The 24,330-nt window shown below is 47.0% G+C and carries 28 protein-coding genes; 1 reads left to right on the forward strand and 27 read right to left on the reverse strand.

Annotated features, from left to right (window positions below):
• Positions 1-11 precede the first annotated feature (11 nt).
• A complete protein-coding gene (locus VP98_RS02475; RefSeq protein WP_046173704.1) occupies positions 12-884 on the forward strand; it encodes a YitT family protein in 873 nt (290 codons plus the stop codon).
• A 212-nt stretch (positions 885-1,096) separates the two neighbouring features.
• Here the strand turns inward: VP98_RS02475 and VP98_RS02480 are convergent, their stop codons facing one another.
• The 27 genes from VP98_RS02480 to der all read right to left on the reverse strand — a co-directional run bounded on the left by VP98_RS02480 (position 1,097) and on the right by der (position 24,259).
• Positions 1,097-1,777 (reverse strand): zinc metallopeptidase, encoded by a 681-nt coding sequence (locus VP98_RS02480; protein WP_046173705.1) that lies wholly within the window; start codon positions 1,775-1,777, stop codon positions 1,097-1,099.
• 73 nt (positions 1,778-1,850) lie between these two features.
• A complete protein-coding gene (locus VP98_RS02485; RefSeq protein WP_046173706.1) occupies positions 1,851-2,057 on the reverse strand; it encodes a hypothetical protein in 207 nt (68 codons plus the stop codon).
• A 61-nt stretch (positions 2,058-2,118) separates the two neighbouring features.
• On the reverse strand, positions 2,119-2,697 hold the full coding sequence (lhaT, locus tag VP98_RS02490) for a lipoprotein heptaprenylglyceryl N-acetyltransferase LhaT (RefSeq protein WP_046173707.1): 579 nt from the start codon (positions 2,695-2,697) through the stop codon (positions 2,119-2,121).
• Between the two features lie 57 nt (positions 2,698-2,754).
• Entirely contained in the window at positions 2,755-3,522 is a 768-nt protein-coding gene (locus tag VP98_RS02495) for a menaquinol-cytochrome c reductase cytochrome b/c subunit (RefSeq protein ID WP_046173708.1), read from the reverse strand.
• A 43-nt stretch (positions 3,523-3,565) separates the two neighbouring features.
• Positions 3,566-4,240 (reverse strand): menaquinol-cytochrome c reductase cytochrome b subunit, encoded by a 675-nt coding sequence (qcrB, locus tag VP98_RS02500; RefSeq protein ID WP_046173709.1) that lies wholly within the window; start codon positions 4,238-4,240, stop codon positions 3,566-3,568.
• A gap of 14 nt (positions 4,241-4,254) precedes the next feature.
• On the reverse strand, positions 4,255-4,758 hold the full coding sequence (locus VP98_RS02505; protein ID WP_046173710.1) for a ubiquinol-cytochrome c reductase iron-sulfur subunit: 504 nt from the start codon (positions 4,756-4,758) through the stop codon (positions 4,255-4,257).
• 152 nt (positions 4,759-4,910) lie between these two features.
• The gene (locus VP98_RS02510; protein ID WP_046173711.1) at positions 4,911-5,372 is read right to left on the reverse strand and encodes a YpiF family protein; all 462 of its coding nucleotides are present in this window, start codon (positions 5,370-5,372) and stop codon (positions 4,911-4,913) included.
• 118 nt (positions 5,373-5,490) lie between these two features.
• The gene (locus VP98_RS02515; protein ID WP_046173712.1) at positions 5,491-6,066 is read right to left on the reverse strand and encodes a ReoY family proteolytic degradation factor; all 576 of its coding nucleotides are present in this window, start codon (positions 6,064-6,066) and stop codon (positions 5,491-5,493) included.
• 30 nt (positions 6,067-6,096) lie between these two features.
• Positions 6,097-7,365 (reverse strand): tetratricopeptide repeat protein, encoded by a 1,269-nt coding sequence (locus tag VP98_RS02520; RefSeq protein WP_046173713.1) that lies wholly within the window; start codon positions 7,363-7,365, stop codon positions 6,097-6,099.
• A gap of 441 nt (positions 7,366-7,806) precedes the next feature.
• Positions 7,807-9,084, reverse strand: a complete 1,278-nt coding sequence (aroA, locus tag VP98_RS02525) for a 3-phosphoshikimate 1-carboxyvinyltransferase (protein WP_046173714.1) — start codon at positions 9,082-9,084, stop codon at positions 7,807-7,809.
• Positions 9,085-9,100: 16 nt separating this feature from the next.
• A complete protein-coding gene (locus VP98_RS02530) occupies positions 9,101-10,204 on the reverse strand; it encodes a prephenate dehydrogenase (protein ID WP_046173715.1) in 1,104 nt (367 codons plus the stop codon).
• Positions 10,205-10,218: 14 nt separating this feature from the next.
• Positions 10,219-11,316 (reverse strand): histidinol-phosphate transaminase, encoded by a 1,098-nt coding sequence (gene hisC / locus VP98_RS02535; RefSeq protein ID WP_046173716.1) that lies wholly within the window; start codon positions 11,314-11,316, stop codon positions 10,219-10,221.
• Positions 11,317-11,332: 16 nt separating this feature from the next.
• Entirely contained in the window at positions 11,333-11,704 is a 372-nt protein-coding gene (gene aroH / locus VP98_RS02540; RefSeq protein ID WP_046173717.1) for a chorismate mutase, read from the reverse strand.
• A complete protein-coding gene (gene aroB / locus VP98_RS02545; protein ID WP_046173718.1) occupies positions 11,698-12,792 on the reverse strand; it encodes a 3-dehydroquinate synthase in 1,095 nt (364 codons plus the stop codon). Before aroB ends, aroH begins: the two co-directional genes overlap by 7 nt.
• Positions 12,793-12,796: 4 nt before the next feature.
• Positions 12,797-13,972 carry a chorismate synthase gene (aroC, locus tag VP98_RS02550; protein ID WP_046173719.1) on the reverse strand — a complete coding sequence of 392 codons (1,176 nt, stop codon included), beginning with the start codon at positions 13,970-13,972 and terminating at the stop codon, positions 12,797-12,799.
• 231 nt (positions 13,973-14,203) lie between these two features.
• On the reverse strand, positions 14,204-14,974 hold the full coding sequence (locus VP98_RS02560) for a CheR family methyltransferase (RefSeq protein ID WP_046173721.1): 771 nt from the start codon (positions 14,972-14,974) through the stop codon (positions 14,204-14,206).
• Positions 14,975-15,100: 126 nt separating this feature from the next.
• Positions 15,101-15,547, reverse strand: coding sequence for a nucleoside-diphosphate kinase (gene ndk, locus VP98_RS02565; RefSeq protein WP_046173722.1), 447 nt, complete (start codon positions 15,545-15,547; stop codon positions 15,101-15,103).
• 96 nt (positions 15,548-15,643) lie between these two features.
• On the reverse strand, positions 15,644-16,606 hold the full coding sequence (hepT, locus tag VP98_RS02570; protein ID WP_046173723.1) for a heptaprenyl diphosphate synthase component II: 963 nt from the start codon (positions 16,604-16,606) through the stop codon (positions 15,644-15,646).
• A 28-nt stretch (positions 16,607-16,634) separates the two neighbouring features.
• Positions 16,635-17,336, reverse strand: a complete 702-nt coding sequence (locus VP98_RS02575; RefSeq protein WP_046173724.1) for a demethylmenaquinone methyltransferase — start codon at positions 17,334-17,336, stop codon at positions 16,635-16,637.
• A gap of 3 nt (positions 17,337-17,339) precedes the next feature.
• Positions 17,340-18,095: a heptaprenyl diphosphate synthase component 1 gene (locus VP98_RS02580; protein ID WP_046173725.1), complete on the reverse strand. Its 756-nt coding sequence runs from the start codon at positions 18,093-18,095 to the stop codon at positions 17,340-17,342.
• Between the two features lie 87 nt (positions 18,096-18,182).
• A complete protein-coding gene (gene folE / locus VP98_RS02585; RefSeq protein ID WP_046173726.1) occupies positions 18,183-18,752 on the reverse strand; it encodes a GTP cyclohydrolase I FolE in 570 nt (189 codons plus the stop codon).
• A gap of 147 nt (positions 18,753-18,899) precedes the next feature.
• Positions 18,900-19,172 carry an HU family DNA-binding protein gene (locus tag VP98_RS02590; RefSeq protein WP_046173727.1) on the reverse strand — a complete coding sequence of 91 codons (273 nt, stop codon included), beginning with the start codon at positions 19,170-19,172 and terminating at the stop codon, positions 18,900-18,902.
• Positions 19,173-19,349: 177 nt separating this feature from the next.
• Positions 19,350-20,825, reverse strand: a complete 1,476-nt coding sequence (gene spoIVA, locus VP98_RS02595; protein ID WP_046173728.1) for a stage IV sporulation protein A — start codon at positions 20,823-20,825, stop codon at positions 19,350-19,352.
• Positions 20,826-20,920: 95 nt separating this feature from the next.
• Positions 20,921-21,646 (reverse strand): hypothetical protein, encoded by a 726-nt coding sequence (locus VP98_RS02600; RefSeq protein WP_197076539.1) that lies wholly within the window; start codon positions 21,644-21,646, stop codon positions 20,921-20,923.
• A gap of 21 nt (positions 21,647-21,667) precedes the next feature.
• On the reverse strand, positions 21,668-21,868 hold the full coding sequence (locus VP98_RS02605; RefSeq protein WP_046173729.1) for a DUF2768 domain-containing protein: 201 nt from the start codon (positions 21,866-21,868) through the stop codon (positions 21,668-21,670).
• 18 nt (positions 21,869-21,886) lie between these two features.
• Positions 21,887-22,927 carry an NAD(P)H-dependent glycerol-3-phosphate dehydrogenase gene (locus tag VP98_RS02610; RefSeq protein WP_046173730.1) on the reverse strand — a complete coding sequence of 347 codons (1,041 nt, stop codon included), beginning with the start codon at positions 22,925-22,927 and terminating at the stop codon, positions 21,887-21,889.
• 21 nt (positions 22,928-22,948) lie between these two features.
• A complete protein-coding gene (gene der, locus VP98_RS02615) occupies positions 22,949-24,259 on the reverse strand; it encodes a ribosome biogenesis GTPase Der (protein ID WP_046174124.1) in 1,311 nt (436 codons plus the stop codon).
• Positions 24,260-24,330: the final 71 nt, after the last annotated feature.

Here is a 24,330-nt window from a genome sequence, read left to right on the forward strand (position 1 = left end):
AGGAGCTTTTTATGAATCAGGGATTACAGGCAAAAAACATTTTCTTTATTTTATTGGGTTCAGCGATTTTTTCGTTCGGGCTTGTTCATTTCAATATGGAGAACAACCTGGCTGAAGGCGGATTTACGGGAATTACCCTGCTGCTTTACAACCTGTTTTCTATTGACCCGTCCTACTCGAACCTTATCTTAAATATCCCGGTTTTCTTTATCGGCTGGAAGCTGCTCGGCCGCCGGTCTTTTTACTATACACTTGTCGGCACCTTCAGCGTTTCACTTTTTTTATGGATTTTCCAGCGCTGGCAGCTTCATATTCCGCTCCACGATGACCTGTTTCTTGCCGCTTTGTTTGCCGGCGTGTTTATCGGAACCGGTCTCGGCATTACGTTTCGTTACGGCGGCACAACAGGCGGGGTGGATATTATCGCACGGCTTGTGCATAAATACCGGCAGGTGAGCATGGGGAAAACAATGTTTTTGTTTGATGCGGGCGTTATTCTTGCGTCCATTCTTACCTATATAGATTACCGTGAAGCCATGTATACGCTTGTCGTTGTATTTATTGCCTCGCGTGTAATTGATTTTATGCAGGAAGGAGCTTATGCGGCCCGGGGAGCAATGATTATCTCCTCTGCTCATGAAGAAATCGCGGAAGAAATTCATAAACGGATGGATCGCGGCGTGACCATTTTAAAAGGATACGGTTCATTCACAAAGCAAGAACGTGATGTTTTATATTGCGTCGTTGGCAGGAATGAAATCGTCCGCTTAAAAAACATTATTCAAGCTGTTGACCCGCACGCCTTTGTCTCCGTCACCGCCGTTCATGATGTTTTTGGCGAAGGCTTTACTCTTGATGAAAATAAACAGCCGATTGAACAATAAAAAAACACCGGAGAATGTCCCCGGTGTTTAGGCTGTTGACAAACGCTCGCTTTCGGCGTCACTTGCCGGCTGTGAATGCTCATGACCCCAAAAGGTCACTCCGCTTCCCAGCCGGCGGCGTTCCTGGAAAGACAACCGCTTTCAATCAGCCTGCTTTCTAACTTTGTCTGCACTCAAAAAAAACACCGGGGAATATCTCCGGTGTTTTTTTCTTAATCGTCGCTTTGAGCCATACCTGTATACATTAATACAAGGCGGACTAATTCAAGCACAGCAACCGCTGCTGCTGCCACATATGTCATTGCCGCCGCATTTAATACTTTGCGGGCTTCCCGTTCCTCATTATTGCGGATGATGCCGGAAGCAACAATCTGGTCCATTGCCCGGTTTGAAGCATTAAACTCAACCGGCAGGGTCACAACCTGGAACAAAACGCCGGCAGCCATTAAAATAATTCCCAGCAGAAGCATATTGGTTGCCTGAGCGAAAATACCGATCATAATGAAAACCCATGACATGTTTGAGCTGATATTCGCGACCGGCACAAGAGCGTGGCGGAAACGCAGAAATGCATAGCCTACTTTGTCTTGAATAGCATGGCCGACCTCATGGGCAGCGACCGCCGCACCGGCAATCGAATGACCGTGAAAATTGTTTGGCGACAGGCTGACTGTTTTTGTCAGCGGGTTGTAATGGTCACTTAGAAACCCGTGTGATTCTACTACTTTTACATGCTGCAGGCCGTTATCATCCAAAATGCGGCGCGCTGCTTCAGCACCTGTAATGCCTGTTGAAACCGGTACTCTTGAATATTTATTATACGTGCTTTTCACCTTAAATTGCGCCCAGAGCGGCAATAGGATAAGCAGAGCGAAATAAACAATCCAGATCATGTAAACCCATCTACCTCCGTAGTTGTATCGTATTTTTTCTTACTGTTATTGTACCGGTTAATACCCCCAGGCGTCAAAGATTATGTTTGCGGCCTTTCTGTTTTCTCATGCCTTTATATTTTTTTCTGCCTGTATATAAAAGCGATGCTGCGACCACTCCGCCTGTCAGGGCAGTTACATGGACAAGCTGTTCTTGTTTCTCTGCACTCAGCTCTTCCGCTTCGCTGACCGGCACAAATATGAGAAGGAAACTCCATAAAAAAGCGACAACTTTTTCCATTCTCTCTCCCTCCATCCGCTTCTTCAGTATATGCGGGCGGAAGGCGGAATGATGCCGCCTGTTACCAGATTACCCGTTTTGGCCGGACACACATCCACCAGGTAATAAAAATAGACAAAATGCTGAGCCAGAAAGTAAAATAACCGATTTCCCGGATATATAAATGCAGCTGAGAATAAACCGGGTATTGCATATATACATAATCAATGATTTCATTATGCACCGTCCAGACAGCCGCAATGATCAGATGAATCGGCTTTATCCGGAAAAACGGCGCATACAAAAGTCCCTGTACCGCCATGCCAAAATGGGAAGCCACAAGCATCCAGCCGAGCCAGGAAAGATCCCCTGTGACAATAAGCGTCAGCATATTCATGACGACCGCCCAGATTCCATATTTAAACAGCGTCATGACTGCCAGCGCCTGTACAAGTCCCCACTGGCGCCCCATTAAAAGACCAAGCAGTGCAATTGTAAAAAACAAGCTGGCGGTCGGGCTGTCCGGAACAAACGGGAGGAAGATTGGATCTGTCTGCTCGAGCTGCGGCCCGTACCATATGTATCCATAAATCGTACCCAGCAGGTTTACAACAAAAAGTGCCCACATAAACGAGCGTTTTGATAAAAGAAAAAACAGCATAGCTGCGCCTCCATTGAAAAAAAGGACCGCCGAGCAAGTCGGACAGTCCTTTTTCGATTATTCTGCTTCAAGTGTTGAAATAAACTCAGACAGCTTTACAAGGTCTTCGTCATTTCCCTTATACATTCCAGCTGGCATGCTGCCTTTCCCGTTTTTCGCAATATCTGCGACTTCTTCCGGTGTCAGGCCTGTGCCGATCAGGGATGGTGCAGCTGCTCCGCCCGATAACGTATCACCGTGGCAGTTGATACAGCCGTTTTCCTCGTAAATTTGGAAACCTTCCGAACTGGTATCGATCGCCGCTTCTTCGACGATTTTCCCCTGTGCTTCTTTTGCTTCCCAGTCCACCGCGTCGGCAGATTCCCATGTAAGATAAATAACTGAGGCAAGCGCCAGCAGCATAAAGCCAGTCGCAAATGGCCGTTCCAACGGACGGCGCTTTGGACCGCGGTCAATAAACGGTGCCAGCATCAAGCCGCCAAATGCAAGGCCCGGAATGATAAACGCCCCAATGACATTGTATGGTCCTGATGCGTATGAATATTTCAGTAATTGGTATAAGAATAAGAAATACCAGTCAGGCAGCGGCAAATAGCCGGTATCTGTCGGATCCGCGACACGCTCAAGCGGAGACGGGTGGGCGATTGTCAGACAAAGATACCCGATCAGGAAGACGGAACCAACCATCCATTCCTTTAAAAGGAAGTTTGGCCAGAAGGCTTCCGTTTTGCCTGGATATTCCGAATAATCTTTCGGGATATTTGGTTTGCGTTCAGCCGGAATACGAGAATCCCCGACGAACTTCATCCCTTTTCCACGATGCATTGCGTTCCCCTCCTTTTAATCAAACTAAAACAGGCATCCGGTTTTACAACGGGCCGGAAATCCCCTGCTTGCGGATCATGATAAAGTGAGCACCCATTAAGCCGAGCAAAGCGGCCGGCAGGAAGAAGACATGAATAGCGAAGAAACGTGTCAGCGTCTGGGCTCCGACAATATCCGGATGTCCGGCAAGCAATACTTTTAATTCATGGCCGATCAGCGGTGTAGAAGCCGCAATCTCGATCCCTACTTTCGTCGCAAAAAGCGCCTTCATATCCCACGGAAGCAGGTAGCCTGTAAATCCAAGGCCGAGCATAACAAAGAAAATAAGTACGCCGACAATCCAGTTTAATTCACGCGGCTTTTTATAAGCTCCTTGGAAAAAGACACGCAGCGTATGTAAAAACATCATAACAATAACAAGACTCGCACCCCAGTGGTGCATACCGCGCACAATGACGCCAAATGCAACTTCATTTTGCAAATAGTAAACGGATTCCCATGCATTTTTAATATCCGGCACATAATACATTGTCAGGAACATTCCGGATAAAATCTGAATAACGGTAACGAAAAAAGTCAAACCGCCGAAACAGTAGACAAATGCCGAGAAATGATGGGCCGGGTTGACGTGCTCAGGCACTTCATGGTCTGCAATATCGCGCCACATTGGCGTAATATCGAGACGTTCATCCACCCAGTCATAAATTTTATTGAGCATGTATTACGCCTCCTTTACACGATATTGTTTGCCTGTGGCTTGCCAAGCTGAAGCAGGCCGTCTTTTTCGGCTGTCGGGTACACATCAAGCGGCTTAAGCGGCGGTGTTCCCGGAACATTTTTCCCATTCTTTTCATACAAGCCATTATGGCACGGACAGAAGAACTGGTTCTTATGTTCATTTCCTTCCCAGCTGACCGTGCAGCCAAGATGCTTACAAATCGGTGACAGCGCAATAACCTCACCCTTGTCATTTTTGTAAACCCAGGCTGTACTCGTAACTTCAGATGTGTACCATGCATCGGTCTGCTCATAAGAAAAATCGACACGTACCGGCACATCGGTAAGATCAGCCACTTTTTGCTGCGTCGGATGAAAATCACCGGCCGCTTCCCCTTTCAGCACCGGGTCCACAGCAAATCGCACCATTGGCATCAGCATACCCGCAGCCATGAAACCGCCTACACCAGTGAGCGTGTAGTTAAGAAACTGGCGTCTTGATACAGGTTGTTTACTCATTTTTTTCCCCCCTCTATACAATAGCTTCGTCCGCTAGGGACTCTATATGAGCATAAACATAAACTAGGACATTATTATGATAATCCATCCATGTATGGAGGTCAATAACATCCGAAATGAAAACATTTTTTTGAATGTGACGATTTTATGAACTATTCCGCATACCCCTGCCATTTTTGCACAATGATATTGACAATCTGCTTTGCCTGGTTTTCGATGATAGAATACTTGATGCTGTCATCCATATCTCCAAGCGGTACCGAGGGAATCCAGATAACAGACGCATTTAACTCTTCTTCTTTATCCCGCCAGGCACTGTCCGCTGTAAAAAAAAACACATGCTTGAATCCGGCACCCCGAAGTTTTTCAGACCATTTTTTTGCTTCGGCAAGGCGGTTCGGGCTGTCAGTCAAGTAAGCATGCGGCGGCGTTGTTAAAACACGCCCTTTAAACTGCCTTTCCAAAAAAACAACAAGCAGCTGCACAAATTCGTACTGTTCCGCAGACTGGATCATTCCGGCTCCAAAATCAGCAGGAACCAGCGGCACCATTGCTGTATCAATGTATTCTTTTTGCTGCTGAAACAACGCAGTCTCTTTTCCATTCCAATTCATTTTTATCACCCTGTTTCATCATACATTTGTTCTGTTGTCCTGGCAATTGCAAAATAAAAAAGCATCTGATTCATGATCAGATGCTCGGATTGCCGGGAAACTCCATTTTTACATTTGTCTATGTTTTTTTATACGGATCCGATACGTTCATGCGCTCAAGAAGCTCATTTAATTCCCCGGTCAAGCGGAGAAAAGCTTCTTTGTCTCCTTGATCGAGCGCCTCGTCAATCCGCTCATTCAGCCGGTCACGCTGAAACTCGTATACACTCCATTTTAAAAACTGCTCAGCCAGCTCTTTTTCTTTTTCGGTCAGCCGGGTCCGCTTGGGCATAAACGGATTTTCCACCCGGACTGCCGCATATTGATGGGACAGCTGGGCGCCTTTAAATTTTAACTCGATAAAGATATCTTCTTCTTTATTTAAACGGATGTCATGAAACGATTTTTCCGCATCCGTTGTCATAATATTATCTTTAAAAAAACGAAACGGTGCACTGTCTACACAATGGGATGACATAATCATGCCGCGCGGGCAGTATTGCGCGTCATCTACAAAATGAACATGCTCCATAAGCTGGTCATGGCTCATTAAATAATTTAAAATCCAGACAGATTCCCTGCGCTTCAGCTGATAATGATTTAAAAACCAGCGGATAAAGTCCTTTTTTTCATGAACGGAAACCGGGGCAGCCATCATCATCACTCCTCTGTCTTTTATCCTTTTTTAGTATATATCCATTTTCAGTCGTTCAACAAGCTCTGTCCACTCCTCATTCAGCGGCTCTTCTTTCATCAGCTTTTCAAACAGCGGCAGCGCCTGGGCCCGGCTGCCTTCTTCAAGCAAAAAGTACCCATACTCTGCTACAAACTCTGTGTTTTCATTCAGAACCGGATACAGATATTCATACAACCCGGCCGCTTCTTTGTAGTTTTCAAGCTTCTCGGCTGCACGGGCTGCATCCCAGAGCAAAAGCGGTTCGTCAATGCCTGTCTCACGAAATGCCGATGCAATCTCCAAAACACCTTCATAATCTTCTTTCTTCATTAAAAGGGCATTTAACGCAAGAGCTGCTTCTGAATATTCAGGGTCAAGGGCAAGCGCCTCACGCAGGTGGGATTCTCCTTCTTCTTCCTGTCCCGTTTTCAGTGCAAGCTTTCCAGCCAGCAAATAGAGCTCTTTTTGATACGCATCGCGTGCAATACCGGCGCGGGCCGCTTTAAGGGCCTCATCAAGCTCTTCTTCCATTTCATAAGCGCGTGCCAGATGCAGATAAACCGAATGATAATCGGGGTCAAGCTCTGCGGCTTCTGTTAAGACGAGGGCTGCTGTTTTAAACTGGCCGGCTTGAAAAGCGGTGAATCCATACATAAACAGGGTGTCAATATCTCGCTTTTCTTCAAGTGCCCGTTCAAAATGCGGCAGGCTTTCTTCAAATGCCCCTCCTGCACTATATGCTTCGGCAAGACGCTTTTGAATCGAAATTCCTGCAATATCCGGCATCCCTGCTTCTTCAAGCTCTTTGTACTGCCGGACTGCTTCTAGAAATTTCCCTTCTTCAAGATACAACTCACCGAGCGCCAGCTTAATAACCGGCTCGTCGGGCTCTGTCTGCTTCGCCTGCAGCAGCTTTTGCTCGCTGACTTCATACAGTCCCTGCATCTGGTACAGGTCTGCCTGTACAAGCAGGGATCTTGCATAAAATGGGTCGGTATCATCTATTTCATCTAAAATAAGCATCGCTTCTTCCTCACGGTCCAGCTCCACTAACGTTTCAGCTAATAGAAGCGACAGCTCACCTTCTCCCGGGAAAGATTCCAGCAACTGTTCAAACAGCTGGCGTGCTTCATCTAAAAAGCCAAGCTGGAGCAATTGCTCGCCCAGCATAAATTGTTCTTCTGCATCACTAGAGGCCAGCACCTTTTCATACAGAGCAGACGCACCCGCCATGTCCCCTTTTTCCAGGTGTGCGATCATATTTTCCGCATTGTTCATGTTTACCGCCTCTTCTTTCTTCGTCTTCTTTTCTTGATTTCTTATTTTAATCAAAGATAGTCAATCGAGCAACTTTTTCGCTCGTACTTCATGTATTCTACTTGTTCGTTATTTTTCCTTCTTTGCAAATAAAGAAAAAAGATGCCCTGTATTCACCGGGCAGGACCGGTAACTTCTATCGGCTGAGCTGTTCGTTTGAATGCAGGCAGCAGCCCCCTTGAGCCGGAATAATAAAATATGGGGCGGTTTTTACATTCTTTAGGCCGGTTAAAATGAAGACCGCCCCCGTGCATGAAAATCCGGCCCAAATCGGCCATCACAGCAGAGAAACAATCCCACCGGCCTGTTTAGAAATGCAATAGCACAAAAAAAAGCAGAGATGTTTATGTAAAAACATTTCTGCTCTTTGCTTTTTCATTCATATTTAGAAAAGGAAATCCTTTATTTGGCGAGCTGGCGCAGATGCTCGAAAAATTCCGGGTAGGAAACCGCAATGGCTTCATGATCCTGGAGCTCGACATCGCCTTCCGTAATTAAAGAAGCAATGGCCATAACCATGCCGATCCGGTGGTCGCCATGCGATGAAACTGTGCCGCCGTGCAGCTTTGACTTGCCGCGGATAATCATTCCATCATCCGTTGCTTCAATATCCGCTCCAAGCTTCTTTAATTCATTGACGACTGTATCGATCCGGTTCGTTTCCTTCACTTTCAATTCTTCTGCATCGCGAATAACAGTCTCGCCTTCCGCCTGCGTGGCAAGCAGGGCAATGATCGGAATTTCATCGATCAGGCGCGGAATAATCGAACCGCTGATTTCTGTGCCTTTTAAATTTGAGGTTTTCACCGTAACGGTGCCGATTTCCTCACCCGATGCAGACGTTTTTTGAATCGTCATCTCGGCTCCCATTTGCTTAAACACATCAATAATGCCGGTCCGCGTTTCATTTAAGCCGGTATTTTGAAGGATCACTTCACTGTTTGGCGTGATGGCCGCTGCTGTCATGAAAAAAGCAGCGGAAGAGATATCGCCCGGCACATACACATCCGTTCCTTTAAACGACTGGCCGCCCTCGATGATAATCCGGTCCCCTTCGCGATGGATCCTGCCGCCAAACTGTTCAATCATTTTTTCTGTATGATCACGTGTTGCTTCCGGCTCAATAATCACAGACTCTCCATCCGCCTGCAAAGCTGCAAAAATCACTGCGGATTTTACCTGGGCGCTTGCAATCGGCAGTTTATACTCGACAGTGTTCAGTTTTTTTCCGCGGATGGACAGCGGCGTAAAACGGCCATTGTCACGCCCGGCAATATCGGCTCCCATTGATGCCAGCGGAACGGTTACCCGGTCCATCGGGCGCTTGCCGATTGATTCGTCCCCGATCATCACAGAATGAAAGGGCCGGCCCGCCAGAATCCCAAGCATCAAGCGTGTGGTTGTGCCGGAATTGCCGGTATCCAAAATTGCCGAAGGCTCTTTCAGCCCGTCCCAGCCTGTGCCGTGAACAATAATTTCTTCATCCGTTTCATCGATCTGCACTCCGAGCTTCCGAAAGCAGTCAATCGTGCTTAAACAGTCTTCCCCTTTTAAAAAGTGCCGAATCGTTGTTTTGCCTTCTGCGAGCGCTCCGAACATAATAGAGCGGTGCGAAATAGACTTGTCGCCCGGCACTTCAATCGTTCCGCCCAGAGACGGCTTGTTAAACGTCAGTTTCATGGTTTCTTAACCTCTCTTACGCTAAAAATAAGTCATACGTTGTTTTTTGTTCTATGCACTGCTTGGCACGAAGACGGTCTTTTTCACTTTGAAAGCTGATCACAAGCACACCAAAAACATCTTCTCTCGTTTCGACAATCCGTATATTGGTAATGCTGATCCGCTCATCGGCCAGATAGCCGGTCAGTTCAGAAATAATGCCCGGGTAGTCGGGAACGTCTACGTATAATTCATAAAATGCCGGAATGGCTCCTTTTGAAGCGGCTGGAAGCCCGTCACGAAACTCTTTTGCTTCATTGAAATAACGGTAGAGCTTTTCTTCGTCCTCCGCTTCCAAAATAGACAAAACACCATTCATTTCATCCCGCCAATCCGTTAGCAACGAAAGCAGTATTTCCTTGTTATGAAGCGAAATGTCTTTCCACATTTCCGGATTGGATGAAGCAATACGGGTAATATCCCGAAAGCCGCCGGCTGCAAGCCGTTCAATCAGCGGGTTTTCCTCATTGTACTTTTGGGCCTGACGGACGAGCGATGCGGCAATAATATGTGGGAAATGACTGATAACGCCGGTCATTTCATCATGCTCCTGCGCTGTTACTTCCAAGATCTTCGCCCGGGTTCCTTCAAGCCACTTTTTTAAAATAGCGACGTGCTTTTCTTGTGCGGCAGCGCCAGGCGTCAGCAAATAAAAAGCATTTTCAAAGAGAAGCTCCTTTGAAGCCGCTACACCGCTTTTATGGGAGCCTGCCATTGGATGGCCGCCGATAAACACGGTCCCTTTTTCGCTTAACAGCTCCGCCTGCTTCATAATACGGCTTTTTGTGCTTCCCGTATCGGTAATCAGTACTCCGTCTTTTAAAGGAAGAGCGGCAAGCGTTTGGATCATTTGTTCCGTTTTTAAAACCGGCACCGCTAAAATAATTAGATCCGCTTTCCGGGCACCTTCCTCAAACGAAACGGCCTGCTCATCAATAATATTTAATGCTTCTGCCAGGCCGAGTTCCGATTCACGCAGATCAAAACCGACTATATGGGCCTGCGGGTGAGCTTTTTTAATCGCTTTGGCAAGTGATCCGCCGATTAAGCCGAGACCGGCAATAAAGACATTTCCTCTCATGGGTGAATCCCCTTTTATCTTTTTACAGTTTCAGCCAAAAAACTGCTCATCGCGTTCATCACGCCTTCATTTTGTTCCTTTGAACCAACGGTAACGCGCACCGTCCCCGGAATACCGAGTGCTGCACCGGAACGGACAATATAGCCTTTTGACATTAAGTATTCAAACAGCTCATTGCTGTCACACTTAAAATCGATCAGGATAAAATTCGCTTCTGACGGGTAATAATCCAGGCCATTTTCCCGGCAGAACGCGTAAAATTGCTCCAGTCCTTCCTTATTTGCTTTGCGGCATTGATCAATAAAAGACTGATCAGAAAGGCCGGCTGCTGCGGCTTTTTGCGCCAGTGAATTAATGTTAAACGGCTCACGCACCGGATCAAGCTGCAAAGCCAGAGCTTCATCTGCAAAACCATAGCCGACCCGGAAAGAAGCCAGGCCGTATACTTTTGAAAACGTCCGAAGAACTATGACATTTTTGTATTCTTTAATAATATCGAGCGCATTGTAATAGTCATCTGCTGTGACATATTCATAATACGCTTCGTCCAGTACAACCAGTACCTCTTCCGGGACGCGGTCTAAAAAGCCGCGCAGCTGTACATCTGTAATATGAATGCCGGTCGGGTTGTTCGGGCTGCACAGCCAGACAACCGCTGTATTTTCGTCAATCGCCCGGGCCATTTTGTCCAAATCGTGCGCTCCGTTCACCAGCTCGATTTCACGCACCTCCGCTCCTTCCACTACGGCGTTATGGCGGTATTGCGGAAATGACGGTGTCGGCATAACTGTGTTTTTGCCAGGCTCAAGCATGGCACGGGAAATCATCATAATGATTTCATCGGAGCCGTTGCCGAAAATAAGCTGTTTTTCATCAAGATGCAAAAAATCGGCAAGCTCCTTCCGAAGGTTTGTCACATATCCGTCCGGGTAAATAGCAAATGATTCCGCGTATTCGCGGATGCATTCCTTTACTTTTTCGGATGAGCCAAATGGGTTTTCATTTGAAGCAAGCTTGACGACTTCCCCCAGTCCGTATACTTTTTTTACCTCAGCCGTTGTTCGTCCGGGCTGATACGGTTTTAGTGACAATATTTGTTCCTTCCATTTCATCCTATTCGAGCTCCTCTCAGTTTGTGGATTGCTGCAGATCCGGACGCAGAACAACCGCTCCTTCTAAATAAACATGCTGAATGTTCTTTTGAGCCGTTTCTGTGTCCACATGCATCATAATTCGGATACACCTCTCCAGGCTGCCCTTGATCGTCAGCTCCTGCATGCACATAACCGGTACGTATTCCCAGCCCGGCTGCTCGCGGAGAGCTTTGGCCGGAAACATCGCATCCAGATCATTTGTTGCGGATAAAAAAGCGGAGCAGACGGTTTCCGGATCGATATTATTCTGCTTTACCATTTCGGCGATCAGACGCTTTGTTGCTTCGATCATTAAGTCACCGTCATTAGCCGGCACGGTAATCGCGCCGCGAATTCCTCTTACCACTGGTCGGCCTCCTTTCGAAATTTCTCATCAATTGCCTGCAGTTCTTCTTTTGTCATGTCTGTTACATAAGGTGCGCCTATTTCATTCAGCAGCACAAACCGGACGGTGCCGCCGTATGCTTTTTTATCCCGGGTCATAACTCCGTAAATTTCTTTAAAGGAAAAATTAAGCCCCGCTTCAACCGGGTAGCCCGCCTGCTTCAGCCACGAGGCAAAGAAATGAATATCAAACGAAAGATTGTTTTTAAAGGCAGATGCATACAGGGCAAAAATCATTCCGCAGGCCACCGCTTCCCCATGCGCGATTTTGCCATAGCCGGACAGGGCTTCTACAGCATGGCCGTACGTATGCCCAAAATTTAAAAAGGCACGGACGCCTGTTTCTTTTTCATCTTCCTTTACAACGGCACTTTTAATTTGAATTCCTCTTTGCAGGCAGCGCTCCAGGAAAGCGCCTTTTATATCGCCTGCGTTTTTTACAGTCTGCTGAATCTCTTCAAGCAGGCTGGCATCCGCAATCAGTGCATGCTTTATTACTTCCGCAAAGCCGCTTCTCGTTTCTTTTTCGGAAAGTGACGCCAGAAAAGAGGTATCATAAATGACCGCTTCCGGCTGGTGAAAAGCGCCAATCATATTTTTGCCCAGCGGATGGTTAATCGCTGTTTTGCCGCCGACTGCGCTGTCATGTGCCAGAATGGTCGTCGGCACCTGAATAAAGGGAATGCCCCTCATATAGCTGGCTGCACAAAAGCCTGCCAGGTCGCCGCACGCTCCGCCGCCAAACGCAACAACAAGTGAATGGCGGTCGAGCGCTGCCTGCAGCATAGCTGTTAAACATTCTTCAAACACTTCAAAAGATTTTGCGGATTCGCCTGCCGGCACAAGATGCCAGTCTGCCTGCAGGGAATCCGGCAGTTCCCGGCGAAGTGTACTGCCGTGAATCGCATCCACAGCTTCATCTGCAATAACAAACAGGCGGGTTGGCTTTTTTTTCATTTGAAGGATGAAGCGGCTGATTTCCTTTACCGCCCCCTCTCCAATAATGACCGGATAAACCTTGTGGGATGTCTCGACCATGACCTGATTCATTTGCTTAAAACTCCTTTGCATACGATGCATGATCCTGCACCTGGCGGATCAGGTAATCCATCCGGTCGCCGTTAAACTGTTCGAGAATGGCATTGGCCAGCTCCCAGGCAACGGCTGCTTCTGCCACAACGGCTGCCGCCGGTACGGCGCAGGCATCCGAGCGCTCAATACTCGCTGTAAACGGTTCTTTTGTATCGATATCTACACTTTCAAGAGGTTTATAAAGCGTCGGAATTGGCTTCATGACGCCGCGGACAACAATTGGCATGCCGTTTGTCATTCCGCCCTCAAAACCACCAAGGCGGTTTGTTTTCCGATAAAAACCGCGCTGCTCATTCCAGGCGATTTCGTCATGCACCTGGCTGCCGAATTTGCGTGCCGCTTCAAAACCAATGCCGATTTCAACTCCCTTAAAGGCGTTGATGCTGACAATGGCTGCTGCGATCTTTGCATCCAGCTTGCGGTCATAGTGAACATAGCTTCCGATTCCAATCGGCATTCCTTCTGCAATTACTTCGACAACTCCGCCGATCGAATCGCCGTTTTTCTTGGCATTGTCAATTGCTTCGATCATTTTCGCTCCTGCTTCTTCATCCAGGCAGCGAACAGAAGACGCTTCACTGCGCTCCTGCAGCTCTTTAATGGTATCAAATTGAATATTCTCCGCGCGAATGCCGCCGATTTCTACCACATGTGACGCGATTTCTACACCGAGCAGCTTTAACAGCTTTTTGGCGGCTGCCCCGGCGGCCACACGAACCGTCGTTTCACGGGCGGAAGATCGTTCCAGTACGTTGCGCATATCCCGGTGGCCATATTTGATGCCGCCGTTTAAATCCGCGTGGCCCGGGCGCGGCCGGGTAATTTTCCGTTTGATTTCTTCAGCTGCTTCTTCACTGTCGAGCGGCTCAATGCCCATGATTTTCGTCCAGTGCTTCCAGTCATCATTTTCCACAACGAGTGTAACGGGCGAGCCCAGTGTATGCCCGTGCCGGACACCGGATTTGATTGCTACCAGGTCCTTTTCAATCTGCATACGCCGGCCGCGGCCGTGGCCTTTCTGGCGGCGTAATAGGTCTGTATTTATATCTTCCGCCAAAAGCTCCATTCCGGCTGGAAGCCCCTCAATAATGGCCGTCAACTGCGGACCATGTGATTCCCCTGCTGTTAAATATCTCATTTTCCTGCTCCCTTCAGTGCGTTAAAGCGGTTATGTACTACTATATCATATTTAAAGCCGATTGGAACAGCCCAAAGAGCTGTTTTTGAGAATTTTATCACAATTCCGTGTTTAACGGCGACAAATTCTCTAAGTTTGAAGATAAAAAGCGCTTTCTCGCTTTGCCGTGCTGCCCATTTCTTCATATGGACATATAAATCCGGGTAAATGAAAAAGCCGGGCATACCGGCTTTATGCTTTTTTATAAAAGAAGGTATCCTCTACTTCAAAGCCGTAGCGTTCAGGGTTGAAGATCTGTTCGGTGCTGCCGACAAATAAAACACCGCCCGGACGGAGCGCCGCATTGAATTTCCGATAAAGCTCATCTTTTGCTTCTTCTGTAAAATAAATCATAACGTTTCGGCAGACAATTAAATCATAGCCCGAATCAAACCGGTCGGAGAGCAGATTTTGTTTTTTAAAGGTAACCGTTCTTTTCACTTCTTCAGCCACTTTAAAAAACGATCCTTCCTTATGAAAATATTTTTTCTTCACCGCTTCCGGCACTTCAGCAAGTGACCGTTCTGGATAAATCCCGAGCTTCGCTTTTTGAATGACGCTTACATCCAAATCTGTCGCTTGTATGGATACTGATGAAAGTGGCACATGCGAAGACAAAACCATCGCCAGCGTATACGGTTCTTCTCCTGTGGAACAAGCGGCGCTCCATATTTTCAGCCGCTTGTTTTCCTGCAGAAGCCGCGGCAGAATTTTTTTCTCCAGTACCTCCCACCGTTTGCCGTTCCGGTAAAACTCTGACACATTGATGGTCATCCGGTCTAAAAACTCATTCATCATTTCCTGGTTTGAATTTAGCGCATCAAAAAAAGTAGAAAAGGATGGATAGCCTTTTTTCTCATAAAGAGAGGTAAGCCTTCTTTTCATTTGCGCCTCTTTATATAATGCAAGGTCAATGCCTGTTTTTCGTTTGATGGAGCCGACAAACTGCTCGTAATCCCCCACTTTGCTCATCCTTCCTGGCCATATCTTTATCTTTTCTTTTATTATAGCTGATTTCGGCCGGGAAATTAGGAATATTTTCATAAAAAAAGAGTTTTCAGCTTTGCCGGCTGAAAACTCTTTTGATTTTTAATATATCCACTCGGAACCTGACTTTGTGTAATCTGTAAGTTCTTCTTCTTTAAAGAAAAGACCAATTTCCCGCTCGGCACTTTCTGGAGAGTCAGAGCCGTGGATGACGTTTTTCCCAACAATAACCCCGTAATCACCGCGGATCGTTGCCGGTGCTGCATCTTGCGGATTGGTGGAACCCATCATTTTGCGGGCTGTCGCGATTACATTTTCCCCTTCCCATACCATTGCAAATACAGGGCCTGATGTAATGAAATCCACAAGCTCGCCAAAAAACGGACGTTCCTTATGTTCGCCGTAATGCTGCTCTGCTGTTTCGCGTGATACCTGAATAAGCTTGGCACCCGCAAGACGGAAGCCCTTTTTTTCGAAGCGGGATACAATTTCCCCAATTAAGCCGCGCTGTACGCCGTCAGGCTTTACCATTAAGTATGTTTTTTCCATATCGCTCACCACTCCTGTATTATGTATACCGCTTACATGCGGACATGATGAATCGTATCACTTTCGCTGTAAATTTACAACGCTTTCATGGAAAAATTAATATTTTCTTTTGCCAATAAAATGGGCAATATCCCGCAGAGAATTGCGATGTTTTCCCGGAGGCAGCTCATTTAAAATGTTCAGGGCACGGTCCAGGTAACGCCGGCTTAATTCGTGGGACTTTTCAATGGCATCACTGCTTTTTAAGCGGGCAATAATTTCATTGATTTCCTCACGGCTGGAGTGGGCGTGCACAGATGAAATAAGGCTGCGCATTTCTTCATTTTCCATTGCATATAAAACGGGCAATGTAATATTCCCTTGAAGAAGATCTCCCCCGGCCGGCTTGCCAAGTTCTTTTTCACTGGCAGTGAAATCGAGAATATCGTCCGTGATTTGAAACGACATACCGACATTGTAGCCAAATTCATATAGTTTCCGATGGATGGAAGCAGGTGCCCCTGCCGCAATTGCGCCAAGCTGGCAGCTGGCTGCAATTAAGATTGCTGTTTTCCGTTTGATCCGGCGCAGATAATCGCGTAAATGCTGTTCATACCGGTACTTGTCCTGGATTTGGACAATTTCTCCAATACACAGCTCTGTCATGGTATGCGATAAAATCCGGTGCGCTTCCATGTCTTCAATTTGCGTGATACACTCAAGAGCAGCCGCAAAAATATAGTCTCCTGTATACATGGCAATCCGGTTGTCCCATTCAGCTTTTACTGTATGTTTTCCACGGCGGATCACTGCATCGTCAATGACATCATCATGAACAAGTGAAGCCATATGGATGAGTTCAAGGGAGGCAGCCGCATGCTTTACACGATGAATGTCATAGTCGCCAAATTTTGCGCCGAGCAAAAGCATTACCGGGCGAATGCGTTTACCGCCAGCTTGAAGAAGATGCAAAGACGCCTCTTCTAAAATGGGTGACGATGATCCGACAGCACGTTCAAGTTCTTGTTCGATGAAATCAATATCCGCTTTTAATCGCGCATAAATTAGTTTTATATTCATTTCTTTTCACCCGGCTCTTGATCTAGTATTATTTATTTCCGTAATGTGTTGCCGCTACTCCGCCTGTATGGGCTTTAAAGCGCACATTTTGAAAACCGGCCTTCTGGAACATGCGGGCAAGCTCCTTCATATCTGGAAAATGGCGTGCGGATTCCTGGAGCCACGAGTACTCTTCATAGCTTTTGGCAAACAGGCGCCCAATTACCGGCATGATATAGCGGAAATATAAGGTGTAGCCTTCTTTAAAGACAGGCATTTGCGGCTGGCTCGTTTCCAGGCAGACTGCCATTCCGCCTGGCTTTAAAACGCGGTGCATTTCTTTCAGCACCTGCATATAGTCTGGTACATTGCGCAGCCCGAAGCCAATCGTTACATATTCAAACGTATTGTCTTCAAACGGCAGCTCCATCGCATTGCCATGAATCAGCTCCACCTGCTCAAGTCCCGCCGCTTTTACTTTTTCCCTGCCGACTGCAAGCATATTCTGGCTGAAATCCAGTCCCTTGACCACTCCTTCAGGTCCTACCGCTTCAGCAAGCGCAATCGTCCAATCCGCTGTCCCGCAGCAAATATCGAGTGCTTTTGCCCCTTTTGGCACTTTCATCATGTTCATTGTTTCGTTTCGCCAGCGCTTATGCTGCTGAAAGCTGATGACAGAATTCATTTTATCATAGCTGCCGTAAATTTTTTCAAAGACACCATGTACTTTTTCTTCTTTTGATTGCTGCATTGTTCACCCTTCTTCCACAAATCGAAGCGGCACGCTGAAAAGACGGTCCCGCTCCGCCCGAACAACAGACGCGCTGCGTTCATCCATGTTTTGAATGCATGTATTTATCGTCAAGCGTATTTGTTCAAGCTGATGCTTTAGTGCGCCAGCGGCCTGCTCGTTTGTTCCAAGCACCCGGGCCAGCGCATCGAAGGCGATAAACGGCTTCTCTTTTTCCTGAAGAAGCCGGTCGGCTGCCAAAAGCTGCTGGATAGCATGCCACACGGTTTTATCCGCTTTATTCTCTTTATACACCGCGCCAATAATATCTCCTTCAATCGTTTGCACCGCTCCGAAAACCGCTTCTTTTGAATGGAGCTGATGACGGTGGAGAGACGTTTTCGCTTCATTTACTTTTTTAACGGCATCCGCCAGGATCTCTACCCAATGAATAGATCCGGCTTCGGCAAGCGTCCGGTAGTACATGCCGCTGAAGAAGTCTCCAGCCAGAACAATCAGCTGGTGTTCCTGCGTCATCTCTTCTGTTACTGACGGGATTAAATCATGCGTGTCCATAGCCAGCTGAATCAAGACAGCAGCAGCTATTTGCTTTTGAACACGCGCTTGTTTTCTATCTTCGTCTGTAAAGGCCAGCATTAAAGCGGCTGTTCGAAGCGGGTTGACGGATGGCGGGCCAATCACCTTATCCAAAAACGGTTGCCTGCACACCCGGCTTATCTCTTCATTCAGCGCTTTCTGCTCCTCCTGCCACTCCTTCATTGTGAAAACCCCTCGCTCGTGAATCATTTCAATAGTTTGCTCCGTTCTATCCTTCCTGTGTATGTTTAGTATATCATACTCCACTTTTTATGACGAACGAATGAGCGAAAGCAGTTCTGTCCGCAGCTGGGAATTGTTTTCATAGATTCCGCGCGCAGCAGTCGTGACCGTTTTCGCGCCCGGTTTTTTCACGCCGCGCATGGCCATGCACATATGCTCCGCTTCAACGATTACCATTACTCCATGCGGCTGAAGCATTTCCATAATCGCATTTGCTACATCACTTGTTATGCGCTCCTGCAGCTGCGGACGGCGGGCAACCGATTCTACAGCACGTGCCAGCTTGCTCAGCCCTGTAACTTTTCCGCCTTTTGGCAAATACGCTACATGCGCATGGCCGAAAAATGGAACAAGGTGATGTTCACACATAGAATAAAATGGAATATCTTTCACAAGTACAAGCTCTTCGTATTGTTCTTCGAATACTGTTTCAAAATAAAGTTTTGGATCTGTGTGAAGTCCCGAAAAAACTTCTTCATACATTTTTGCTACGCGTTTTGGTGTATCTAAAAGGCCGTCCCGGTCGGGATTTTCGCCTACTGCTTCTAAAATCAGGCGCACTGCCTCCTCAATTTTGGCATGATTTACTTTCTCCATCTTCTCTCACTCCTGTATATGTCATTGTATATTTAGTATTTGTACTGCACTTCATCTTAGCATACCGGCACGAACCCGGCAAAAAGAAATATTCAAAAAAAGACTGCCCAATGGGCAGTCCTGCTTTAGCCGGATTAGGCTATGTACTTATTTCACTGCATCTTTCAATGCTTTGCCCGGTTTAAACGCCGGTACCTTGCTTGCAGCGATTTCGATTTCTTCTCCAGTTTGCGGATTGCGTCCTTTACGTGCTGAACGTTCGCGAACTTCAAAGTTTCCGAAACCGATCAATTGTACTTTGTCGCCTTTTGCCAATGTATCTTGGATGGCATCGAAAAGAGCGTCAACTGCTTTCGTTGCATCTTTTTTGGAAAGTTCCGCTGTTTCTGCAACCTCGTTGATCAAATCAGTTTTGTTCATGCCATTCACCTCCTCCCGCATGAGACCCGATAAACATTGTTATATCAATGTTTTACCGTAATTCTGTTAAAAGATTATCACATGTGTTCGGTCATATCAAGCAGAATCCATCTTAATTGGGCATTTTCGCCGTTTCAACCGAAAAAAGACTCCCATTTTGAGAGTCTGAGCCGCTTTTTATAGCAAAATCGCAATCATACCGCCTGATCCCTGGTTAATGATTTTCTCCAGTGTATCTTTTAATTTGCTGCGGGCATGGTCAGGCATCAGGGATACTTTTGACTGGATGCCGTCCCGGACAATTGTGCTTAAATTGCGTCCGAAAATGTCACTGTTCCAGACGGACAGCGGATCATCTTCAAAATCTTTCATTACATGATGAACGAGCTCTTCACTTTGCTTCTCAGAACCGATAATTGGCGAAAATTCGGACTCAATATCTACTTGAATCATATGAATAGATGGCGCTACCGCCTTCATACGAACACCATAGCGCGATCCGTGGCGAATGATTTCCGGCTCCTCTAAACGCATTTCGCTTATGGACGGAACAGCAACACCGTATCCAGTCTGCTTCACCATTTTAAGCGCTTCCTCTACCTGCTCGTATTCTTCTTTAATGCGGGCATAATGCTGCATAATTTCAAGCAGGTGCTCTTTTCCGCGCAACGGCTCTCCAATAATTTCATTGACGATCGTTTCATAAAGGCCGTCCGGCGCCTGGACATTAATTTCGGCAATGCCCTGCCCCATATCCATTCCCGTTAAAACGGCAGATTCAATGTATTCACCGCCGCCGAATTGGTCAACGACGCGGTTCACATCCCGCAGCCTTTTAATATCTTTGACCGTTTCTTTCACCATTTCATTGTATTTATCACGCAGCCAGTGGGACTCATCAAGTGCCATAATCCATGAAGGAAGATGCACATTTACCTCATGAACAGGAAATTCAAACAATGCTTCCTGCAGGACGTGAAGTACATTTGCTTCTGTCATCGATTCAACCGACATCGCCAGCACAGGTATATCATACTTTTCGGCGAGTTCCTGCTGAAGCAGCATCGTTTCCGTGTGCTCCGGGCGGGCGGAATTAATAATCAAAATAAACGGCTTACCGACTTCTTTCAGTCCGTTTACAGCTTTTTCTTCAGCTTCTACGTAGGAGTTTCTCCGCATTTCGCCAAATGAGCCGTCCGTTGTGACAACGACTCCAATCGTCGAATGCTCTTCAATGACTTTCCGCGTCCCGATATCTGCCGCTTCATCAAATGGAATTGGCTCATCATGCCAGGGCGTCTGGATCATTCGCGGCCCATGCTCGTCTTCATATCCTTTCGCTTCTGGCACAACATAGCCAACACAATCGACAAGCCGAATGTTTACCAGCACACCGCCTGCCTGTACGGCGGCTGCCCTGCTTGGGACAAATTTCGGCTCAGTTGTCATAATCGTTCTGCCCGCTGCGCTCTGCGGCAGTTCATCCTGGGCCCGCCGGCGCTCCGATTCACTGTCCATATTCGGCAGCACCAAAAGCTCCATAAACCGCTTTATAAACGTTGATTTCCCCGTTCTGACGGCCCCCACAACGCCTAAATAAATATCGCCTTCCGTCCGCTCGGCAATATCCTTAATGACTTCTGTATTTTCCATCAGCAGCCCCCTCCCGTTTTAAACGGCTCGTCCGCCGCCTGCCATACAGTGTATGAGCTACAGTTTAACTATATGCAAAAAAGAAGCCTGCAATGTTATTCAGGCTTCTTTTTTTGCATGAGTATTGGTTCTCCCTGTTTATCTACTGTATAAGGGAGCGAGAAAGCCGGCACAAACGGAGAAGACTCAACGAGCAAGGAGCGGATGTCTTCACCGGGTGCGGGAAGGTTGTCCATTTTCTGCAGCTCCGCATACAAGTCAGCTGCATAATCAATATATAAAGTTCTATCACCGCTGATCACGAGCGGAAGCTGTCTGCCCGAATACGGACTGGTCACATATGGCTCGCTTTCATAGCCGAGCTCTTTGTAATCCAATGAATAAACATTGTCAGCCAGCTCTTCTTTAAATGGCGGGTATTCATGGGCAATCAGGCGAATGTTTACGCTGCGAATCTGCTCAGCCAGACGCAAATCAATCAGCTTAACTGTCGGCTTCGTTTCAACATCAACTAAGACATACTGATAGATGCCCCCGCTTTCAAATGCATTTCCCGGAGACTCCGCCATAAAGCGCGGCACTATTTTGCTGAAGTCGATCGGATACTTCTCATAAATATCGGGGTCATCTTCTTTTGTTTTAATCGGCAAAATGCCGTCTTCTTCCGCTTGAAACTGCTCTACAGCAGACTGAACAGACTGGAGCTGGGCTTCATAAGGAACTTCATTCTGGGCCAAATCTTCTTCTGGATACAAACAGCCTCCAAGCAAAAGTGAAAGCAGAAGCATCGAAAAAAACATTCCGGTTTTTCTTTTGATCATATTGTTCTTCACCTCTTTGCCCTAACGGGTCGGGCCGCTTAAAACAACAAACGCCACAATTAGTCCGCCTGCAATCATGCAAAGGTATGCAACCAGCGCTGTTATTCCCTTTAAGATTTTATTGCTAAACTTATAACGGCTTACATAAATTGAAAAAATAGAGACAATCATCAGTCCCATTCCAGCAAACGAAATCCACATTTTCAGCATAGATGGTGACATGGGCATTCGTCCTTTCCGTTAATCCAGCTTTGTATCTAAAATATTTATCAAATCTTCCAGCTCGTGTTTTTTCACACGGGCCATCAAATCATCAACTGCTTTTTTCGGGTCCTGCTGCTTAAATAAAATATGATAAAGGGCATTTGTAATCGGCATTTGAACACCATATTTTTCGGAAAGCTGGTGCCCTGCTTTCGTGGTCCGCACTCCTTCTACGACCATTCCCATGCTATCGAGCACTTCTTCAAGCTTTTTTCCCTGGCCGAGCATGTTACCGGCACGCCAGTTTCTTGAATGAACGCTTGTACATGTTACAATCAAGTCGCCGATACCAGCAAGCCCCGAGAAGGTAAGCGGATTCGCTCCCATTTTGGTTCCGAGGCGGGCGATTTCAGCCAGTCCGCGTGTAATCAGCGCTGCTTTTGCATTATCGCCATAGCCGAGGCCGTCGGAAATTCCGGCAGCCAGGGCGATAATATTTTTCAAAGCGCCTCCAATTTCAACCCCGATCAGGTCGGGATTCGTGTAAACACGAAAATGCTGGTTCATAAACAGGTCCTGTGTTTTCTGAGCCGCTTCCGCCGACCTGGATGAAACGGTAACGGTCGTGGGATGGCGCAGGCTTACTTCCTCCGCGTGGGAAGGACCGGACAGCACCACCACGTTTTTTAAAACCGTCTCTGGCATTTCCTGCTCAATCATTTCTGAAATCCGCAGCAGCGAGTCAGGCTCGATTCCTTTTGATACATGAACAACCGTCACCGGCATCCGGGCTGCTTTCACAATCTGCTGCGCCACCTCCCGAATTGCTTTTGTCGGTACAGCCAGTACAACCGTGTCCACCTCTTCCAGCGCTTCCGCGAGCGACGTTGTGCCTTTTATATTCGCCGGCAGTGAAATATCCGGCAGATACCGGCTGTTTGTATGGTTCTCGTTTAACTCATCCATTCGCATCTTATTTTTCGCCCACATATATACGTTGTGGCCATTATCGGCAAGCACAAGCGCCAGGGCCGTGCCCCAGCTTCCTGCCCCAAGCACTGCGATTTTTTCTGTCATGCAAATTCCAGCCTTTCTTCCTTATTTTCTTGCGCGCGCAATAATGTGAATCGGCGTTCCTTCAAAGGAAAACGCATCTCGAATGCGGTTTTCAAGAAAGCGAAGATATGAAAAGTGCATGAGCTCCGGTTCGTTGACAAACACAACAAAAGTCGGCGGCTTGACCGATACCTGTGTTGCATAATAAACGCGCAGGCGTTTTCCTTTGTCTGCAGGAGCCGGATTCATCGCAACAGCATCTGTAATAACGTCATTTAACACGCTCGATTGAACACGCATCGAATGGCTTTCACTAGCCCGGTCAATGTACGGCATCAATGTATGAATGCGTTTTTTTGTCAGCGCGGAAAGAAAGACAATTGGTGCGTAGTCTAAAAACTGAAAATGGCTGCGGATGTTTTCTTCAAACTCACCCATTGTTTTTTCATTTTTTTCGACCGCATCCCATTTATTCACGACAATCACGACTGCGCGGCCTGCTTCGTGGGCGTAGCCTGCAATATGCTTATCCTGTTCCCGGATGCCTTCTTCAGCGTTTAAAACGACCAGCACAACATCGGACCGCTCAATCGCTCTCATAGCCCGAAGCACGCTGTACTTTTCCGTCGTTTCATATACCTTGCCGCGTTTGCGCATGCCGGCCGTGTCAATAATGACATATTTCTGGCCGTTATACGTATACGGGGAGTCAACCGCATCCCGTGTAGTTCCAGCAATGTCACTGACAATAACACGGTCTTCGCCAAGCAGCGCATTCGTAAGCGATGATTTCCCTACATTTGGACGGCCGATTAATGAAAATTTAATGACATCATCGTCATATTCCTTGTCTTCCCCCTTTGGAAAATGGGAGACCACTTCATCAAGCAGATCGCCAAGACCGATCCCGTGAGCGCCTGAGATCGGATAAATTTCTCCAAAACCAAGCGAATAAAAATCATAAATATCCGCACGCATATCTGGATTGTCTACTTTATTGACGCCAAGGACCACCGGCTTTTTCGACCGGTACAGAATCTTGGCTACTTCCTCATCAGCCGATGTCACACCTTCACGGCCATTGACAATAAAAATAATAACGTCGGCTTCGTCAATCGCGATTTCCGCCTGCTGGCGGATTTGTTCTAGAAAAGGCTCATCCCTCAGGTCAATGCCGCCTGTATCAATTAAATTAAATTCATGTGTCAGCCATTCGCCGGAGCTGTAAATACGGTCGCGTGTTACACCCGGCACATCCTCGACAATTGAAATACGTTCGCCGGCAATCCGGTTAAAAATCGTTGATTTGCCGACATTCGGCCTTCCAACAATCGCAACTGTCCGTTTCATCATTTCATCTTTCCCTTCATTGGTTCTTGCTTTTATATTGCTCATTTCTTTTTTTGTTCAAAAGAAAACCCTTC

It is taken from the genome of Domibacillus indicus (genome assembly GCF_000970685.1).
In the GTDB taxonomy this organism is placed as follows: domain Bacteria; phylum Bacillota; class Bacilli; order Bacillales; family Domibacillaceae; genus Domibacillus; species Domibacillus indicus.

Bases quoted from the DNA above. Each gene is read 5' to 3' on its own strand.
- aroB (WP_046173718.1), bottom strand. From the start codon at position 12,792: ATGAATCAGGTCATGGTCGAGACATCCCACAAGGTTTATCCGGTCATT.
- der (WP_046174124.1), bottom strand. From the start codon at position 24,259: ATGATGAAACGGACAGTTGCGATTGTTGGAAGGCCGAATGTCGGCAAA.
- folE (WP_046173726.1), bottom strand. From the start codon at position 18,752: ATGGAGAAAGTAAATCATGCCAAAATTGAGGAGGCAGTGCGCCTGATT.
- VP98_RS02475 (WP_046173704.1), top strand. From the start codon at position 12: ATGAATCAGGGATTACAGGCAAAAAACATTTTCTTTATTTTATTGGGT.
- VP98_RS02510 (WP_046173711.1), bottom strand. From the start codon at position 5,372: ATGAATTGGAATGGAAAAGAGACTGCGTTGTTTCAGCAGCAAAAAGAA.
- aroC (WP_046173719.1), bottom strand. From the start codon at position 13,972: ATGAGATATTTAACAGCAGGGGAATCACATGGTCCGCAGTTGACGGCC.
- aroA (WP_046173714.1), bottom strand. From the start codon at position 9,084: ATGAAACTGACGTTTAACAAGCCGTCTCTGGGCGGAACGATTGAAGTG.
- hisC (WP_046173716.1), bottom strand. From the start codon at position 11,316: ATGAAATGGAAGGAACAAATATTGTCACTAAAACCGTATCAGCCCGGA.
- spoIVA (WP_046173728.1), bottom strand. From the start codon at position 20,825: ATGGAAAATACAGAAGTCATTAAGGATATTGCCGAGCGGACGGAAGGC.
- VP98_RS02600 (WP_197076539.1), bottom strand. From the start codon at position 21,646: ATGATCAAAAGAAAAACCGGAATGTTTTTTTCGATGCTTCTGCTTTCA.
- hepT (WP_046173723.1), bottom strand. From the start codon at position 16,606: ATGAATATAAAACTAATTTATGCGCGATTAAAAGCGGATATTGATTTC.
- qcrB (WP_046173709.1), bottom strand. From the start codon at position 4,240: ATGCTCAATAAAATTTATGACTGGGTGGATGAACGTCTCGATATTACG.
- lhaT (WP_046173707.1), bottom strand. From the start codon at position 2,697: ATGCTGTTTTTTCTTTTATCAAAACGCTCGTTTATGTGGGCACTTTTT.
- VP98_RS02515 (WP_046173712.1), bottom strand. From the start codon at position 6,066: ATGGCTGCCCCGGTTTCCGTTCATGAAAAAAAGGACTTTATCCGCTGG.
- ndk (WP_046173722.1), bottom strand. From the start codon at position 15,547: ATGGAAAAAACATACTTAATGGTAAAGCCTGACGGCGTACAGCGCGGC.
- VP98_RS02580 (WP_046173725.1), bottom strand. From the start codon at position 18,095: ATGAAGGAGTGGCAGGAGGAGCAGAAAGCGCTGAATGAAGAGATAAGC.
- VP98_RS02480 (WP_046173705.1), bottom strand. From the start codon at position 1,777: ATGATCTGGATTGTTTATTTCGCTCTGCTTATCCTATTGCCGCTCTGG.
- VP98_RS02610 (WP_046173730.1), bottom strand. From the start codon at position 22,927: ATGACAGAAAAAATCGCAGTGCTTGGGGCAGGAAGCTGGGGCACGGCC.
- VP98_RS02520 (WP_046173713.1), bottom strand. From the start codon at position 7,365: ATGAACAATGCGGAAAATATGATCGCACACCTGGAAAAAGGGGACATG.
- VP98_RS02485 (WP_046173706.1), bottom strand. From the start codon at position 2,057: ATGGAAAAAGTTGTCGCTTTTTTATGGAGTTTCCTTCTCATATTTGTG.
- VP98_RS02575 (WP_046173724.1), bottom strand. From the start codon at position 17,336: ATGCAGCAATCAAAAGAAGAAAAAGTACATGGTGTCTTTGAAAAAATT.
- VP98_RS02495 (WP_046173708.1), bottom strand. From the start codon at position 3,522: ATGCATCGTGGAAAAGGGATGAAGTTCGTCGGGGATTCTCGTATTCCG.
- VP98_RS02505 (WP_046173710.1), bottom strand. From the start codon at position 4,758: ATGAGTAAACAACCTGTATCAAGACGCCAGTTTCTTAACTACACGCTC.
- VP98_RS02530 (WP_046173715.1), bottom strand. From the start codon at position 10,204: ATGAGAGGAAATGTCTTTATTGCCGGTCTCGGCTTAATCGGCGGATCA.
- VP98_RS02605 (WP_046173729.1), bottom strand. From the start codon at position 21,868: ATGTCACCATCTATGCTGAAAATGTGGATTTCGTTTGCTGGAATGGGA.
- VP98_RS02590 (WP_046173727.1), bottom strand. From the start codon at position 19,172: ATGAACAAAACTGATTTGATCAACGAGGTTGCAGAAACAGCGGAACTT.